This window comes from Variovorax sp. GW821-FHT09D07 (assembly GCF_059416345.1).
On sequence record NZ_JBWKOY010000002.1, the window covers coordinates 183481 to 198426 of the forward strand.

General features: G+C 70.2%; 17 protein-coding genes and 1 pseudogene. 14 read left to right on the forward strand and 4 right to left on the reverse strand.

What is annotated here, in order from left to right; translation table 11 throughout:
• Positions 1-18: 18 nt before the first annotated feature.
• The 4 genes from AC07OX_RS07120 (at position 19) to AC07OX_RS07135 (ending at position 3077) form a co-directional block, all read left to right on the forward strand.
• Positions 19-1050 carry an isocitrate/isopropylmalate dehydrogenase family protein gene (locus AC07OX_RS07120; RefSeq protein ID WP_495260797.1) on the forward strand — a complete coding sequence of 344 codons (1032 nt, stop codon included), beginning with the start codon at positions 19-21 and terminating at the stop codon, positions 1048-1050.
• 28 nt (positions 1051-1078) lie between these two features.
• Complete coding sequence (locus tag AC07OX_RS07125; protein WP_495260796.1) at positions 1079-1804, forward strand: phosphodiester glycosidase family protein; 726 nt, start codon at positions 1079-1081, stop codon at positions 1802-1804.
• A gap of 41 nt (positions 1805-1845) precedes the next feature.
• Positions 1846-2538 (forward strand): YceH family protein, encoded by a 693-nt coding sequence (locus AC07OX_RS07130; protein WP_495260795.1) that lies wholly within the window; start codon positions 1846-1848, stop codon positions 2536-2538.
• A gap of 83 nt (positions 2539-2621) precedes the next feature.
• Positions 2622-3077, forward strand: a complete 456-nt coding sequence (locus tag AC07OX_RS07135; protein WP_495260794.1) for a hypothetical protein — start codon at positions 2622-2624, stop codon at positions 3075-3077.
• Between the two features lie 6 nt (positions 3078-3083).
• On the opposite strand, the gene AC07OX_RS07140 is transcribed toward AC07OX_RS07135, so the two are convergent.
• Entirely contained in the window at positions 3084-3557 is a 474-nt protein-coding gene (locus AC07OX_RS07140; RefSeq protein WP_354343049.1) for an Lrp/AsnC family transcriptional regulator, read from the reverse strand.
• 88 nt (positions 3558-3645) lie between these two features.
• Between AC07OX_RS07140 and AC07OX_RS07145 the strand changes: the two genes are divergently transcribed.
• From AC07OX_RS07145 to AC07OX_RS07155, 3 genes and pseudogenes are all read left to right on the forward strand, one after another.
• Positions 3646-4827, forward strand: a complete 1182-nt coding sequence (locus tag AC07OX_RS07145) for a M20 aminoacylase family protein (RefSeq protein WP_495260793.1) — start codon at positions 3646-3648, stop codon at positions 4825-4827.
• Positions 4828-4855: 28 nt separating this feature from the next.
• Positions 4856-6028 (forward strand): annotated as a pseudogene (locus AC07OX_RS07150) (diaminopropionate ammonia-lyase); the annotation flags it as partial.
• A gap of 66 nt (positions 6029-6094) precedes the next feature.
• Positions 6095-7300 (forward strand): M20 family metallo-hydrolase, encoded by a 1206-nt coding sequence (locus AC07OX_RS07155; protein WP_495260897.1) that lies wholly within the window; start codon positions 6095-6097, stop codon positions 7298-7300.
• 31 nt (positions 7301-7331) lie between these two features.
• Here the strand turns inward: AC07OX_RS07155 and AC07OX_RS07160 are convergent, their stop codons facing one another.
• Positions 7332-8537 (reverse strand): patatin-like phospholipase family protein, encoded by a 1206-nt coding sequence (locus AC07OX_RS07160; RefSeq protein ID WP_495260792.1) that lies wholly within the window; start codon positions 8535-8537, stop codon positions 7332-7334.
• Between the two features lie 107 nt (positions 8538-8644).
• Between AC07OX_RS07160 and apbC the strand changes: the two genes are divergently transcribed.
• The 4 genes from apbC (at position 8645) to tsaA (ending at position 11655) form a co-directional block, all read left to right on the forward strand.
• Complete coding sequence (apbC, locus tag AC07OX_RS07165) at positions 8645-9736, forward strand: iron-sulfur cluster carrier protein ApbC (protein ID WP_062478984.1); 1092 nt, start codon at positions 8645-8647, stop codon at positions 9734-9736.
• A 76-nt stretch (positions 9737-9812) separates the two neighbouring features.
• Positions 9813-10763, forward strand: a complete 951-nt coding sequence (locus AC07OX_RS07170; RefSeq protein WP_139700229.1) for a LysR family transcriptional regulator — start codon at positions 9813-9815, stop codon at positions 10761-10763.
• A gap of 52 nt (positions 10764-10815) precedes the next feature.
• Complete coding sequence (locus AC07OX_RS07175) at positions 10816-11163, forward strand: winged helix-turn-helix domain-containing protein (protein ID WP_062478989.1); 348 nt, start codon at positions 10816-10818, stop codon at positions 11161-11163.
• A 39-nt stretch (positions 11164-11202) separates the two neighbouring features.
• The gene (gene tsaA / locus AC07OX_RS07180) at positions 11203-11655 is read left to right on the forward strand and encodes a tRNA (N6-threonylcarbamoyladenosine(37)-N6)-methyltransferase TrmO (RefSeq protein WP_495260896.1); all 453 of its coding nucleotides are present in this window, start codon (positions 11203-11205) and stop codon (positions 11653-11655) included.
• Here the strand turns inward: tsaA and AC07OX_RS07185 are convergent.
• Positions 11616-12299: a nitroreductase family protein gene (locus tag AC07OX_RS07185; protein WP_495260791.1), complete on the reverse strand. Its 684-nt coding sequence runs from the start codon at positions 12297-12299 to the stop codon at positions 11616-11618. The two genes, tsaA and AC07OX_RS07185, sit on opposite strands and share 40 nt — an antisense overlap.
• Positions 12296-12535, reverse strand: coding sequence for a hypothetical protein (locus tag AC07OX_RS07190; RefSeq protein ID WP_062478998.1), 240 nt, complete (start codon positions 12533-12535; stop codon positions 12296-12298). The genes AC07OX_RS07185 and AC07OX_RS07190 overlap by 4 nt, the downstream gene beginning before the upstream one ends.
• Positions 12536-12650: 115 nt before the next feature.
• On the opposite strand from AC07OX_RS07190, the gene modB reads away from it, so the two are divergent.
• From modB to AC07OX_RS07205, 3 genes are read left to right on the forward strand one after another with little or no spacing between them, the layout of a single operon-like run.
• Complete coding sequence (modB, locus tag AC07OX_RS07195) at positions 12651-13340, forward strand: molybdate ABC transporter permease subunit (protein WP_070061481.1); 690 nt, start codon at positions 12651-12653, stop codon at positions 13338-13340.
• 28 nt (positions 13341-13368) lie between these two features.
• Complete coding sequence (gene modA, locus AC07OX_RS07200; protein WP_495260790.1) at positions 13369-14118, forward strand: molybdate ABC transporter substrate-binding protein; 750 nt, start codon at positions 13369-13371, stop codon at positions 14116-14118.
• Positions 14115-14906, forward strand: coding sequence for an ABC transporter ATP-binding protein (locus tag AC07OX_RS07205; RefSeq protein WP_495260789.1), 792 nt, complete (start codon positions 14115-14117; stop codon positions 14904-14906). Before modA ends, AC07OX_RS07205 begins: the two co-directional genes overlap by 4 nt.
• The last annotated feature ends 40 nt before the right edge of the window (positions 14907-14946 follow it).

The following is a 14946-nucleotide window of genomic DNA, read 5'->3' on the forward strand; positions in this document are numbered from 1 at the left end:
GAAAGTGAGCCGCCGCCGATGACCACCTCGACCCCCGCAACCCTCATCCCCGGCGACGGCATCGGCCCCGAGATCGTCGACGCGACCCTGGCGGCGCTCGACGCGCTGAAGGCGCCTTTCGTGTGGGACACCCAGATCGCCGGCCTGGGCGGCGTCAAGGCTTCGGGCGACCCGCTGCCCAAGGCCACGCTGGACAGCATCCGCAGCACCCGCCTTGCGCTCAAGGGCCCGCTCGAAACCCCCTCGGGCGGCGGTTACCGCTCGTCGAACGTGCGCCTGCGCGAGGAGTTCCAGCTGTACGCCAACCTGCGCCCCGCACGCACCATCATTCCGGGCGGGCGCTACGACAACATCGACCTGACCGTGGTGCGCGAGAACCTCGAGGGCCTGTACATCGGCCACGAGCACTACGTGCCCATCGACGGCGACCCGCACGCCGTGGCCATGGCCACCGGCGTCAACACCCGCAAGGGCAGCCGGCGCATCCTCGAATACGCGTTCGACACCGCCGTGGCCACCGGCCGCAAGAAGGTCACGCTGGTGCACAAGGCCAACATCATGAAGGCGCTCACCGGCATCTTCCTGGAGACAGGCCTCGACCTGTACGAAGAGAAGTACAAGGGCCAGTTCGAGCTCGACACCGTGATCATCGACGCCTGCGCGATGAAGCTGGTGCTCAACCCCTGGCAGTTCGACATGCTGGTGACCACCAACCTGTTCGGCGACATCCTCTCGGATCTCGTGGCCGGCCTGGTCGGCGGCCTGGGCATGGCGCCCGGCGCCAACATCGGCACCAACGCCGCGATCTTCGAGGCCGTGCACGGCTCGGCCCCCGACATCGCCGGCAAGGGCATCGCCAACCCGACCGCGCTGCTGCTGGCGGCCGCGCTCATGCTCGACCACGTCAAGCGGCCCGAGCTGGCCACGCGCCTGCGCACCGCCATCGACCAGACGCTCAACCTGGACAACGTGCGCACCGGCGACCTCGGCGGCAGCGCCGGCACGGCGGCCTTCACGAAGGCGCTGGTCGCACGCATCAACGGCGGCTGAGCAAGAAAAGGGCAGCCCAGGTCGTCGCATGAAAAAACTGCTGCTGCCTGCGCTGGTCTTCCTGCTCGCCGGCCTGGCGTGGTCCGCCGCCGGCGCCGTGGACGCGCCGCCGCGCTACACCGTCATCAAGGTCGACCTGCGCACCGACAAGCTTGCGCTGTTCCTGAGCGACGACACCGGCGCCGCCTTCAAGCGCTTCGACCGGCTCGAGGCCTGGCTGAAGGCGCGCCACAAGCAATTGCTGTTCGCGGCGAACGCCGGCATGTACCACGCCGACTTCGCCCCCGTCGGCCTGCTGGTGCGCGAAGGCCGCGAGGAAGCACCTTTGAATCTGGCCGACGGCGTCGGCAATTTCTTTCGCAAGCCCAACGGCGTGTTCCTGGTGACGGCCGAGGGGCCGCGCATCGTCGAGGCGTCGGAGTACCCGGCGATCGCCGCGAAAGGCGGCGTACAGCTGGCGACCCAGTCGGGCCCGCTGCTGCTGCGCCACGGCGCGGTGCACCCGGCGCTCATTCCGAATTCGGATTCGCGCAAGACCCGCAACGGCGTGTGCGTGTCGGGCACCACCGCGGTCTTCGTCCTTTCCGAGACGCCGGTGAATTTTTACGACTTCGCGCTGTACTTGCGCGACGTCCTGCATTGCCGCGACGCGTTGTACCTCGACGGCACCGTGTCGGCGATCTATTCGAAGACACTGCAGCGCAACGACTTCGTGCGCGACCTCGGGCCGATGCTGGCCGTGGTGGCGCCCTGAGGCCCGGTTGCCTTTTCACTTCTGCCCTTTCTCCCAGAGCCATGTCCACACCGCTGCCCGTCCTGTCCCTCCTTGAAACCCGCGTGCTCGGTGTGCTGGCCGAAAAGCAACGCACCGTGCCCGACAGCTACCCGCTCACGCTCAATTCGCTGGTGTCGGGCTGCAACCAGAAGACCAGCCGCAACCCGGTGCTCGAACTCAGCGAGTCGCAGGTGCAGGCCGCCATCGACAGCCTGAAGGGCTACAGCCTCGTGGCCGAGACCAGCGGCGGGCGCGCCTTCCGCTACGAGCACAACATCGACCGCGTGCTGCGCATTCCGTCGCAGTCGGTGATCCTGCTCACCGTGCTGATGCTGCGCGGCCCGCAAACGGCCGGCGAGCTGCGCATCGCCTGCGACCGCATGCACAACTTCGCCGACATCTCATCGGTCGAGGGCTTCCTCAACGAACTCGCCGAACGCCCGGCCGGCGCGCTGGTGGTGAAGCTGGCGCGCCTGCCGGGCGCGCGCGAAAGCCGCTGGGCGCACCTGCTGAGCGGGCCGCCCGCGGAAGAGGTGGCGGGGCCGGGCGCCTCGGGCGACGGCGCCTTCGCCACGCACGGCGATTCGCTCGGCGAAGTCGCGGCGCTCAAGGCCAACGTGGCGCGGCTCGAGACCGAGGTGGCGTCGCTGAAGGCGCTGCTGGGGCGCGTGTGCGCGGAACTGGGCATTGCGCCCGACGCGCCGACAGCCTGATACCGCGCTTCACACAGGCTTCATCCAGCCCGCACATTCGCTGCCTACCGTCGGACCCATTGCGAACCAATGGAGCTCCGAGCATGGACCACGGACAAACGGCCACCTGGCGCGACCCCGCGCCCTTCGACGACATCACCCGGCGCCTGCTGGGCGGGCTGGCGGCCCTTGCCGGCGTGGCCAGCCTCTACGCCTTCTTCTGGTGGGCCGCCTCGGCCACCGGCTTCCTGCTGTTCGACGGCTGGTGGCACACCTGGCGCGGCCTGGGCACCGCGCTCGCGTTCCGCGACGCCGACTCGGCGTTCTACCTGCTGAGCTGGACGCTGTCTGTTCTTGGCGGCGCGATCGGCTGGGTCGCCCTGATCGCGCTCGCCGTGACCCACCGGCGCGGCTGGGGCGCGGTGCCGATGTGGATCAAGGTTGGCTGCTTCACCGGCGCCATCGCCGGGCTGGCCTTCGAACCCGGTCGGTTGCTGGCGCTGGCACCGATCGTCGGCGCGGTGCTGCTGATGCTGCGGTCGATGCTGTCGGCGCGCTGAGCAGGCTCAAGGCCCCGCCGACACCGGCACATCCAGGCTCACCTTCACCGGGTCCATCGTCACCAGCGTGCGAAAGCGCTTGACGTTGTTGCTCTGGAAAAACAGCTGGCGGGTGAGCGCGGTGTACTGCGCCATGTCGCGCACCACGCACACGAGGATGAAGTCCCACTCGCCCGTCACGTAGTAGCACTGCTGCACCTGCGGGCAGTCGCGAAAGCTTTGCTTCATGGCGTCGAGCCGTTCGATCTGCTCGCTCTCGGCCTCGACCTCGACCACGATGGTGAGCGGGTGCCCGAGCGCGGCGGGCGACAGCACGGCGCCGTGGCGCTGGATCACGCCCTCGTCGCGCAGGCGCTTGAGCCGGCGGTTCACCGCCGCCGTCGACAGGTGGATGCGCTCGCCCAGCTCGCCCTGCGAGAGGCGGCTGTCGGCCTGGATCAGTTCGAGCAGGCGCAGGTCGAGGGCGTCGAGAGGTGTCATGAGAAAGGGCAGGTTCCACGCAAAAACATTGCGTGGCAGCGGCTCATTTTGCGCACCTGTCCCGCTGCGTTGTCAATAGCATCTCGCCATGAAGTTTCCAGACGCACCCCTGCGCGACCAGCTGGCCGGCTGGCGGCACCAGCTGCATGCGATGCCCGAGACCGGCTTCGAGGAGGCGAAGACCTCGGCCTTCATTGCCAACGCGCTGCGGGCGCTGGGGCTCGAGGTGCACACCGGCATCGGCGGCACCGGGCTGGTCGCCAGCCTCACGGTGGGCAGCGGGCCGGGCGTGATCGGCCTGCGCGCCGAGATGGACGCGCTCGCCATTACCGAGCTGGCGACCGAGCGGCCCTACGCCTCCGCCACGCCCGGGCGCATGCACGCCTGCGGCCACGACGGCCACATGGCGATGGTGCTCGGCGCCGCGCAGCTGCTGCGCGAGCGGTGCGATTTCGACGGCACCGTGCGCTTCATTTTCCAGCCCGCCGAAGAGCACGGCCGTGGCGCCCGGGCCATGATGGACGACGGCCTGTTCGAGCGCTTTCCGGTCGACGAGATCTACGGTCTGCACAACATGCCCGGCCTGCCCGCCGGCACCTTCGCCACGCGCACGGGCGGCCTGATGGCGAGCGAGGACAACTTCGTCATCCACATCCACGGCCGGGGCACGCATGCCGCGCGGCCGCACATGGGCATCGACCCGATCGTGATCGGCGCGCAGATCGTGCTGGCGCTGCAGACCATCGTCTCGCGCACGCTCGACCCCGGCGCGCAGGCCGTGGTGTCGTGCACCGAGTTCATCACCGACGGCATCCGCAACGCGATTCCGTCGAACGTGGTCATCAAGGGCGACACGCGCAGCTACGACCCGGCCGTGCAGCGCATGCTCGAGACGCGCATGCGCGAGATCAGCGAGGGCCTCTGCCGCCTGCACGGCGCGGACTGCACCTTCAGCTACACGCACGAGTTCGCGCCCACCGTGAACTGGGCCGAATGCGTGCCGACCGCGGTGGCCGCCGCCACGGCCGTGGTGGGCGCCGGGAAGGTCGATGCGAACGTCGCGCCGATGATGATCTCGGAAGACTTCGGCGCCTTCCTGCGCGCCGTGCCGGGGGCCTTCGTCTTCCTGGGCAACGGCGCCGAGGGCGAGCCCGGCGGCACGCCGCTGCACAACGGCCGCTACGACTTCAACGACGCGGTGCTGACGACGGGCGCGCGCTACTTCGCGGAAATCGTGTGCCAGCGGCTTCCCGTGCGCACCGCCGCCTGATCCATTCTTCTTTTCCGGTTTTCTTCCCATGCTCTTCGCCAATCCCCACGCGCAACGGCGCGGCTACGACGCGGCCCTGCAGGCCATCATGAACATCGCACGCGGCCGCGAGAGCCGCCAGTGGCTGTCCACCTGGGACCGGCTCTCGCCGCAGCCGACGCCGGCGTGGCCGCTGCCCCGGCTCGCCGCACAACTGGGCGTCGCGCAGGTGGTCGTGAAGGACGAATCGCGCCGCTCCGCGCTCGGCAGCTTCAAGGTACTGGGCGCGCCCGTGGCCTTGCTGCGGCTCGTGCTGCGCCGCTGGCCCGAGCGAGGCTGGACACCGGCCGACTTGTTCGCGGGCCGGCACGCCGAGGCGCTGCGCGACTTCGTCGTCATCAGTGCGACCGACGGCAACCACGGCCGCGCACTGGCCGCGGCCGCGCAGAGCATGGGCTGCCGCTGCGTGATCGTGCTGCACGCGCAGGTCAGCGAGGAGCGCGAGGCGCCCATCGCCGCGCTCGGCGCCGAGATCGTGCGCATCGCGGGCAACTACGACGCCTCGGTCGAGGAGGCCGCGCGCCTGGCCCGGGTGAACGGCTGGGAGGTCGTCTCCGACACCTCCTACGAAGGCTACGAAGAGATTCCGCGCGACGTGATGCAGGGCTACGGCATCCTCGTCGACGAGCTGCTCGAGAACACCGCGCCCGGCGCGCCGTGCCCCTTCACCCACGTCATCGTGCAGGGCGGCGTCGGCGGGCTCGCGGCCGGCGTGGCCAGCCATGTCTGGGAGCGCTACGGCGCCGCGCGGCCGACGCTGATCGTCGTCGAGCCCGAGCAGGCCGACTGCCTGCTGCAGAGCGCGCGCAGCGGCCGGCCCGACCGCGCCACCGGCAGCGTCGATTCGGTGATGGCGGGGCTGGCCTGCGGCGAGACCTCGCCGCTCGCGTGGCGTTTCCTGCAACCTTCGGTCGATCTCTTCATGACCGTCACCGATGCCGACGCCGAGCACGCGATGCGCACCTTCGCCACCGGCGAGGCGGGCGACGTGCCGGTGCTGGTCGGCGAATCCGGCGCGGCCGGCCTCGCCGCGCTGCAGGTGCTCGCGGCCGACCCCGAACTGGCGCGCGCCGCCGGCCTCGACGCCAGCTCGCGCGTGCTGCTGTTCAGCACCGAAGGCGCGACCGCGCCCGGCGTGTACCGCGCGCTGACCGGCCGCACGGGCGAAGAAGTCGTGGCGGCGCAGGCGCAATGGCTGCAACGCGAAGGCATCGCCGAAGCCGCGTTGATGGCGCGCATCGACGCGCACGCCGCCATCGGCGCGACGGCACAAGGCGGCGTCTGCCGCATCGCGCTCACCGACGCCGACCGCGCGGGCCGCGACCGGCTCGTGCAATGGATGCGTGACCTGGGCCTCACCGTGCGCATCGACCGCATCGGCAACATCTTCGGCATCCGCCCCGGCCAGCTGCCGGACGCCCAACCCGTGATGACCGGCTCCCACATCGACACAGTCGCCACGGGCGGGCGCTACGACGGCAACTACGGCGTGCTGGCCGGCCTGGAGGTGGTGCGCTGGCTCAACGAACGCCAGCGCCAGACGCTGCGCCCCTTCGTGGTTGCGGCTTTCACCAACGAGGAGGGCGTGCGCTTCATGCCCGACATGATGGGCTCGCTGGTGCATGCCGGCGGCCTCGCGCTCGACGCGGCGCTCGACACCGTCGCCACCGACGGCGCGCGGCTGGGCGACGAGCTCGCGCGCATCGGCTACGCGGGCGACATGGCCTGCGGCGCGCTGGTGCCGCATGCGTTCGTCGAACTGCACATCGAGCAAGGCCCGGTGCTGGAGGCCGAAGGCGTCACCATCGGCGCGGTGGCCGACCTGCAGGGCATCTCATGGCAGGAGATCGTCGTCACCGGCCAGTCGAACCATGCGGGCACGACGCCCATGCACCTGCGCCACGACGCCGGCTACTGCGCCGCCGCCATTGCGGTGTTCGTGCGCGAGCTGGCGCGCCGCTACGGCGGCAGCCAGGTCGCGACCGTCGGTGCGATCGACCTGCACCCCAATCTCATCAACGTGATCGCGGCACGGGCCACGCTCACGGTCGACCTGCGCAACACCGATGAAGCGACGCTGCAGGACGCCGAGGGCGAGTTGGCGGACTACCTGCGGCAGCTCGAAACAACCGAAGGCGTGACCATCGAAACCCGCACGCTGGCGCGCTTCGAGCCGGTGCAGTTCGATGAACGGCTGGTGCGCCTCGTCGAGGCCAGCGCGCACGCCCGCGGCCTGAGCCACCGCCGCATGACCTCGGGCGCGGGCCACGACGCGCAGATGATGGCGCGCATCGCGCCCGCCGCGATGGTCTTCGTGCCGAGCGTGCGCGGCATCAGCCACAACCCGAAGGAGCACACGGCGAGCGCCGACCTGGCGCAGGGCGCGAACGTGCTGCTGGACGTGGTGCTGGGGCTGTTGGACGAGGCGGACTGAGCGGCGCGAACTCAGCCGGCCGCATGCGCCTCTATTTCGGCACCCACCCGAAGAACCGCAGCACCTCGTCGCGCTGGCGCATCGCGTCCGCGCGCCCCAGTGCCATGAGTTCGCGCGTGTAGGCCGACTCGAACAGCAGGTAGCTGGCGAGCGCGCCGCCCTTCACGTCGGCCGCGACCTTCGAGCCGCCCAGCAGGTGCCGCACGGCGCCCGGCAGCGCGTCGACGTGGCGCGCCGCGATCATGTCGATGCGCTCCGACGGCGAGATCACCAGCAGGTCGAGCGGGCGCAGCGCACTTGCTGCGCGCGCCTCTTCGGGAATCAGGCCCAGCGTGTGGTTGATGCGGCGCAGGCGCTCGATGTCGACCGCCAGCGCATCCAGAAATATGCTCGACAGCGCATGGCCGGCGATCTGCGCCATGGTCGGGTAGCCGCTGTGGGTGTTGGGCGCATCCTCGTCGCGCGGCTCGTGCATGCGGCCCGCGCCGATCACCACGATGCGTTGCGCGCCCAGGTGGATCGCCGCCGCGATGGGCGCCGACTGGCGCATCGAGCCGTCGCCGAAGTACTCGGTGTGGCCCGGCGGCATCGGCAGCGCGGTGGCCGGGAACACGAAGGGAATGGCCGACGAGGCCATCAGGTGCGCGTGCGTGATGCGGTCGCGCACCGACAGGCGCTGCGAGCGCACCCAGGGCTCCATCGGCACGGCCGCCTCGAAGAAGGTCACGTGCTCGCCCGAGCTGTAGCTCGACGCCGTGACCGCCAGCGCCTGCACGTGGCCCTGCTGCATGAGCTGCGGCAGGCGGTCCAGCGGCACCAGGCGTTGCAGCAGGCCGGCCAGCGGCGTGTTGTCGAGCAGCGACTTCGGCTTGATGCGCATCCAGTTGGCCGCGAAGCGCCCCAGGCCGAGCAGCATGCGCCAGCGCGCGCCGCTGCCGAGCACCGAGAGTGAGTCGGCGCGGTAGATCTGTTCGGCACGGAACTCGCCCCACACCTGCGCGATGTGCGCGACCACGCGGTCGAAGTCGTCGGCGCCGCAGGCCAGCGCGGCGGCGTTGATGGCGCCGGCCGAGGTGCCGGTGATGATCTGGAACGGGTTGCCGCCGCCGATGGCCGCACCCGCCGCCACGGCGTCGCGCCGGATCTCGGCGATGGCTTCGAGCACGCCGACCTGGTAGGCGGCGCGGGCGCCGCCGCCTGTCAGCAGCAGGCCGGTGGCGGGGCTTGTCTCGGGCATTGCGTCGGTGTCTTTTCTTCTTCGGCGTTTTTCGGACGGGAAATGAGCGCGTCCCGGTACGGGCTTGGCGGGCGGAATAGACTACCCGCCATTCAGGAGTTTGATCAATGGCACTCACCCCCGACGGGCTCATGGACGCACTCAAGAGCGTCACGGACCCTAACACCGGCAAAGAATTCGCAGCGACCCGCTCGCTCAAAAACCTGCAGATCGCCGAGGGCGATGTCTCGTTCGACCTCGAACTCGGCTACCCCGCCAAGAGCCAGCACGCGGCCATCCGCAAGTCGCTGGTGGCCGCGGCCAAGGCCGTGCCGGGCGTGGAGAACGTGTCGGTCAACATCGTCACCAAGGTCATCAGCCATGCGGTGCAGCGCGGCGTGCAGCTGATGCCCAACGTGCGCAACATCGTGGCGGTGGCCTCGGGCAAGGGCGGCGTGGGCAAGAGCACCACGGCCGCCAACCTGGCGCTGGCGCTGGCCGCCGAGGGCGCCAGCGTGGGCCTGCTCGACGCCGACATCTACGGCCCGAGCCAGCCCATGATGATGGGCCTGGACGGGCGCCCCGAGAGCATCGACGGCAAGAACATGGAGCCCAAGGAGCGCCACGGCGTGCAGGTGATGTCGATCGGCTTCCTGGTCGACGCCGACCAGGCCATGATCTGGCGCGGCCCCATGGCCACGCAGGCGCTCGAGCAGCTGCTGCGCCAGACCAACTGGAAAGACCTCGACTACCTGATCGTCGACATGCCGCCGGGCACCGGCGACATCCAGCTCACGCTGAGCCAGCGCGTGCCGATGACGGGCGCGGTGATCGTCACCACGCCGCAGGACATCGCGCTGCTCGACGCACGCAAGGGCATCCAGATGTTCGAGAAGGTCGGCGTGCCGATCCTGGGCATCGTGGAGAACATGGCGGTGCACATCTGCTCGAACTGCGGCCATGCCGAGCACATCTTCGGCGCCGACGGCGGCAAGAAGATGGCGGCCGAGTACCAGATGGCCTACCTGGGCGCGCTGCCGCTGGACATCAACATCCGGCTGCAGGCGGACAGCGGGGCGCCCACGGTGGTGTCCGACCCCGACGGCGAGGTGGCCGGGCTCTACAAGGCCGTGGCGCGCAGCGTGGCGGTGGGGATCGCGGAGAAGGCGAAGGACTTTTCCGCGAAGTTCCCGACGATCTCGATCAGCAAGAACACCTGAGACCGAGGCGGGGCAGGGCGAGGGCCTGCGCAGGCGCCCCGGACGCGAGCCCGCAAGAAGAAAAAGGACGCACGCAATGAACCTGCTCGCCTCGATGCGCTACCTCGTCGCACTCAGCGAGCACAAGCATTTCGGCCGCGCCGCGCAGGCCTGCCACATCACGCAGCCGGCCCTGTCCAATGCGCTGCGTGCGCTGGAGGGCGAGTTCGGCGTCGTCATCGTCAAGCGCTCCCGCGTGTACGTGGGCCTCACGCACGAAGGCGAGCGCGTGCTGGCCACGGCGCAGCGCATGCTGCGCGACAACGAGGTGCTGCTGCAGGAGCTGCGCAGCGAAGCCGGCGACCCGCGCGGGCGGCTGCGCATGGCCGCGGTGCCCACCGCGATCCCGATGCTGTCGCGCTTTGCAGCGATGCTGCAGCAGCGCCATCCGGGCATCGTGCCGGCCGTGCTTTCCATGAGCTCGCAGGAGCTGGAAACGGGCCTCGAAAATCTGTCGGTCGACCTCGCGTTGGGCTACACGGAGCGCATGCACCTGCCGGGCGTCAAGCTCAAGGCCTGGCCGCAGAGCATCGAACACTACTTCCTGCTGCGGCGCGCCAAGAAGCCCTCGGCCGACCGGCTGCGCATCGGCCGCCCCATCGCCTGGGCCGAAGCGGGCAAGCTGCCGCTGTGCCTGCTCACGCCCGACATGCACAACCGCGCCATCATCGACCAGGCCCTGCGCGAGGCCGGCGTGGCCGCGGTGGCGCCCGCCATCGAGACCAACTCGGTGCTCACGCTCGCGCTGGCCGTGAGCGCGGGCACCGTCAGCAGCGTGCTGCCCGGCGCCATGGTGGCGGCCGTGCGCAGCCACCGCGAACTGGAGGCGCTGCCGCTGGTGGCGCCCGAGGTGCGCACGCCCATCGGCTTCATGACGCAGGAGGGCGTGCGGCCCGCGCGGGCGCTCGATGCGGCGCTGGCCTTCTTGCAGACGCCCGAATGGCAGGCGCAGGCGCGCCAGCACAGCGGCGCGCTCGACGCCGCGTAGCCCGGGCAACGGGTGCTCGCGGCACCCCGGATGGTTTACCCTTCCCGCCATCATGAAATCCAAAGCCCAGTTCCGCCTGCGCATCTACCGGGACGACACCATCGCCATCGGCCCCGGCAAGATCGCCGTGCTCGAAGCCGTGGCCGAGACCGGCTCGATCTCGGCGGCGGCCCGCCTGCTCGGCATGTCGTACCGCCGCGCGTGGATGCTGATCGACGAGATGAACCAGACGCTGGCCTCGCCGGCCGTGAACACCGCCGCCGGCGGCTCGCGCGGCGGCGGCACGGCGCTCACGCCCGTGGGCGAGGACATCGTGAAGCGCTACCGCGCCATCGAGAATGCCGCGCGCCTCGCAACGGCGGCGGACGTTCGCGCGCTCACGCGCCTGCTGGCCCCATGAACGCCGCCGACATCGACCCCGTCGTCTCGCCCGGTCGGCATCGTGCGCAGCCGCTTCACCGAGACCTCGGGCATGCCCATCCAGACGGCCGGCGCGCCCGACGAAGTGGGGCGCCTGGAGGTGTTCGCCGAGTTCGCGCCGGGGCTGCGCGACATCGAAGGCTTTGACTACCTGATCCTCGTGACGCACCTGCACCGCTGCGCGCACGAACGGCTCGAGGTGGTGCCTTTTCTCGACGACGCCACGCACGGCGTGTTCGCCACGCGCGCACCCGCGCGGCCCAACCGGCTGGGCCTGTCGATCGTGCGGCTCACGGCGGTGGAAGGCACGACGCTGCATTTCAGCGGCAACGACATGATCGACGGCACGCCCGTGCTCGACATCAAGCCCTACGTGCCGCGCTTCGACGTGCGCGAGACCGAGCGCGTGGGCTGGTTCGGCGCGCGGCTCGATCAGCTGCCGCGCACGCGCTCCGACGGCAGGATGGACTGATCGCCGTCGGTTGATGCATCGCCCCCGGCTGCGCCCGGCAGCAGGTCGCCCTGCCAGCACGACCACACGTCCTGCGACAGCGTCTCGCGCGCCTGCGGCGGCGCCTCGCGGATCGTGCCCATGCTGATGAAACCCGCCAGGTGCTCGCCCGGCTGCACGCCGACCTGGCGCACCAGCGTCTCGTCGAAGCAGCGCTCGCCGCTGAGCACGATGGCGCCGTAGCCCAGCTGGTGCGCGGCGGCCAGCAGGTTGCCCAGCGCCGCGCCGGCGCCCAGCCACTGTTCGCGCGCGGGGATCTTGCTGCGCTCGCGCGGCGACACCACGAAGCCCAGCAGCAACGGCGGACGCGTGGCGTGCTCGCGGGCGCGCCGCAGGTCGGTCGGGCTGGCGAGCGGATCGCGGCGCAGCTTTTCCTGTTCGAAGCACCAGGCCAGCGCCTCGCGGTTCTGCGGGCGGAACTCGATCACGCGCCACGGATGCAGCCCGCCGTGGTCGGGCGCGCGCAGGCCGGCCTGAAGGATGGCGTCGAGTTCGTCGGGGTTGGGGCCGGGCGATTGCAGCCGCCGCGGCGACACCGAGCGCCGTGTCAGCAGGACTTCGAGGATGCGTTCCGCACCCGTCATGTGGCGCCACATCGTTGTCATGGCCCGCGCCGGTCGGTCCACGCGGCGCTGCGGCGCAGCACCTCGCCGATGTCCTGCGCGTCGCCCGGCGCCACCAGGAACGACTGGCTCTCGCCGCCCGGCGCGATGATCGACAGCACGAAGCCGCCGGCGTCCAGCGTGCGCTCGATGCGCCATTCGTGCACCTGCGTCACATGGCGAAGCTCGGGCCTGCCGGAGGTCGAGCGGACAACGGTGTCATGAGGGGAAAGGCGCATGGGGCGGATGGACAAAGTCTCCAACGCTGTATTCGCCAGTATATGAAGACCGGCGCATCCGTGCATCCCCGTGGGAACCAGAAGGCCGCTCATGTAACAATTGCGCCGTATCTCAATGAACACGACGACCACTTCTTCGCTCATCGCCACCACCGACTGGTCGCCGCTGGTCCTGTCGCTGCAGGTCGCGGCGGTCGCGACCTTGCTGGCGCTGGTCGCGGGCGTGGCGCTGGGCTGGGTGTTCGCACGCAAGCAGTTCACCGGCTCGGGCGTGCTCGAGGCCGTGTTCATGCTGCCGCTGGTGCTGCCGCCCACGGTGATCGGCTACGCCATCCTGGTGGCGGCGGGGCGCCGCAGCCCGCTCGGCGCCTGGCTGCGCGAGCACTTCGACTACACCATCATCTTCAGCTGGCACGGCGCCGTGGTGGCGTCGGCCGTGGTGGCGCTGCCGCTGGTGCTCAAGTCGGCCAGCGCGGCGTTCTCGAACGTCGACCGCTCGCTCGAGGCCGCCGCGAGCACCTTGCGCCAGTCGCCGTTTTCGGTGTTCCTGCGCGTCACATTGCCGCTGGCCTGGCCCGGCATCCTGGCCGGCACGCTGCTCGCGTTCGCGCGCGCCATGGGCGAGTTCGGCGCCTCGCTGATGGTGGCCGGCTCCATTCCCAAGCAGACCCAGACCCTGTCGATGGCCATCTACGACGCCGTGCAGGCCGGCCATGACGACCTGGCGTTGCTGCTGGTGGTCGTCACGTCGGTGCTGTCGATTGCCGTGCTGGTCGTGTCGAACCGCTTCTTTTCGCTTCGTTGATTCCCCCTTTTTCCAGGAGACTGTGCCCATGCGTCCGCTGCGTCTTTTGTCCGTCGTGCTTGCCCTGGCCCTGCCGTTTGCGGCCGCCGCGCAGCAGATCACCGTGTCCGCCGCCGCGAGCCTGACCGACGCGTTCAAGGAAATCGGTCCCAAGTTCGAAGCCGCCAAGGCGGGCAGCACCGTGCGCTTCAACTTCGCCGCCTCGGGCGTGCTGCTGCAGCAGATCGGGCAGGGCGCGCCGGTCGACGTGTTCGCCAGCGCCGACCAGGAAACCATGAACCGCGGCAACGACCAGAAGCTCATCGACACCGCCACCCGCAAGGACTTCGTCACCAACAGCCTCGTGCTGGTCGAACCCGCGCAGGGCGCCGTCGGCCTGAAGTCGCTGCAGGACCTGAGCGGTGCGAACGTGAAGAAGATCGCCGTCGGCAAGACCGCCACCGTGCCGGTCGGCCGCTACACCAAGCAGGTGCTGGACAACGCCAAGCTCTGGACCGCGCTCGAACCCAAGTTCGTGCAGGCCGACAGCGTGCGCCAGGTGCTCGACTACGTGAGCCGTGGCGAGGTCGAGGCCGGCTTCGTGTACCGCACCGACGCGGCCGTGGCCGGCGACAAGGTCAAGGTCGCCTTCACGCCCACCGGCCACACGCCCGTGACGTACCCGATCGCCGTGGTGGCCGAGAGCAAGCAGAAGGCGCTGGCCGGCGACTTCATCGCCTTCCTCGCGACACCGGCCGCGCAAGAAGTGCTCACGCGCTACGGTTTCGGCAAGCCATGATCGATGTCGATCTGCAGCTCACGGTGAAGGACGGGGCCCGGCGCTTCGACCTCGCCGTGCGCTTCCAGACCGACGTTCCCTTCGCCGCGCTCTACGGCCCCTCGGGGGCCGGCAAGTCGCTCACCCTGCAGGCCATCGCCGGCCTGCTGCATCCGTCGGCGGGCCATGTGCGGCTCGACGGCCGCACGCTGTACGACGCCGCGCAGCGCATCGACGTGCCCGCGCCGGCGCGCCGCATCGGCTACCTGTTCCAGAACTACGCGCTGTTCCCGCACCTCACGGTGCGCGAGAACGTGGCCTTCGGGCTCACTGCGTGGCACCGGCGCACGCTGCCGGCGCGCGACGCCGAGCGCGTGCAGGCGCTGCTGGCCAGCTTCGGCCTCGCCGCGCTGGCCGACAGCCGGCCGCAGAAACTCTCGGGCGGCCAGCAGCAGCGCGTGGCCCTGGCGCGCGCGCTGGCCTGCGAGCCGCAGGTGCTGCTGCTCGACGAACCCTTTGCCGCGCTCAACCCCATGCTGCGCGCCGAGCTGCGCAACGAGCTCGCGCAGGTGCGCAAGCAATGGGGCATCCCGGTCCTGATGATCACGCACGACATCGAGGACGTGCTCGCCCTGGCCGACGTGGCTTTTGTCTACAAGGACGGGCAGGTGGTGCGCGAGATCGACCTGCACAACGCCGACAGCCGCGACTTTGCGCTGCGGGAGATTGCCGGGGTGCAGGAGGTGGAAGAGACGCCGCTGCGCAGCAAGCTGAGGGGTTTGCTGATGGGCGGCGCGCGCGGGGCCTGAGCGCCGTTTTCTTCCCCCGTCATTTCCATTTTGAATCGCC